At 34.5% G+C, this 1,208-nt stretch carries 2 protein-coding genes; both read left to right on the plus strand.

Annotated features, from left to right (window positions below):
• Window positions 1-340: hypothetical protein (locus ACFVU3_RS40130; RefSeq protein WP_390073721.1), on the plus strand; the 340-nt coding region annotated here is incomplete at its 5' end.
• Window positions 341-556: 216 nt separating this feature from the next.
• Window positions 557-1,208: molybdopterin-dependent oxidoreductase (locus ACFVU3_RS40135; protein WP_390073722.1), on the plus strand; the 652-nt coding region annotated here is incomplete at its 3' end.

Consider the following 1,208-nt stretch of genomic DNA (forward strand, 5'->3'; position numbering starts at 1 on the left):
TAATGCTACTTGCTATAATCAAAAAGTGATTACCGGGAAGTTAAGTACGATTGAACAACTATTAAGTGAAGATAATTTAGAGGGACAACCGGGAATTTGTATATTAGGTCCATTAGTGAATGAAATAGATAAAATGGTATTGGATAGCACCATGGAAGATATCAATCATATTTTGTACGTGATTAATGGAGATAAAGAAACTGCTATGTTAAAAGCTGAAGCATTGTATGAAGAAGGGAAGAATTGTTTACTCAATTTTGATAATAGTTATCATCATACTCAACAAGTATTATACAAAAATATAATGGACCAACACGATATTAGTTATATTCAAGCATAAATAGAATTAATTTTGATACTCCTCGGAAGCGTGGGGCGACAAATTGGATTCACTCGAATTCAATATTGTCGTCCCTTTTTTTAGGGATTAAAACTATTCAATTAGGTATTTCCCTAATATTAAAACTTTGTGAAAAAATGTACAATCATTGTGAACATGAATACTACGATATAAATGCGAAATGATAAAAGCATTCAAAGTGGAAGGATGTCATTAATGGGAAAATTTGGATTAAATTTCTTTAAGCCTACTGAAAAGTTTAATGGAAATTGGTCAGTTTTAGAGCAAAAGAGTAGAGAATGGGAGAAAATGTATCGTGAAAGATGGAGCCATGATAAGGTAGTTAGAACGACTCACGGCGTCAATTGTACTGGTTCATGCTCGTGGAAAGTATTTGTTAAAAACGGAGTGATTACTTGGGAAAATCAACAAACTGACTACCCAAGTTGCGGACCTGATATGCCGGAATTTGAACCTCGTGGATGTCCAAGAGGCGCTTCATTTTCATGGTATGAGTACAGTCCTCTAAGAGTAAAATATCCATACATTAGAGGGAAATTATTAGATTTATGGACTCAAGCATTAGAGGAAAATAACGGCAATCGAATCGCAGCATGGGCCTCTATAGTAGAAGATGAAAATAAAGCTAAAGCATATAAAGAAGCTCGAGGAAAAGGTGGTCATGTTAGAGCAAACTGGAGAGACGTAACAGATATTATTGCAGCACAAATTTTATATACGATTAAAAAAGATGGTCCTGACCGAATTGCAGGATTAACTCCTATACCTGCAATGTCTATGATTAGTTATGCCTCAGGAGCAAGATTTATTAATCTATTGGGCGGAGAAATGCTTAGCTTATATGACT

It is taken from the genome of Streptomyces sp. NPDC058052 (assembly GCF_042885515.1).
Taxonomy (GTDB): Bacteria; Actinomycetota; Actinomycetes; order Streptomycetales; family Streptomycetaceae; genus Streptomyces.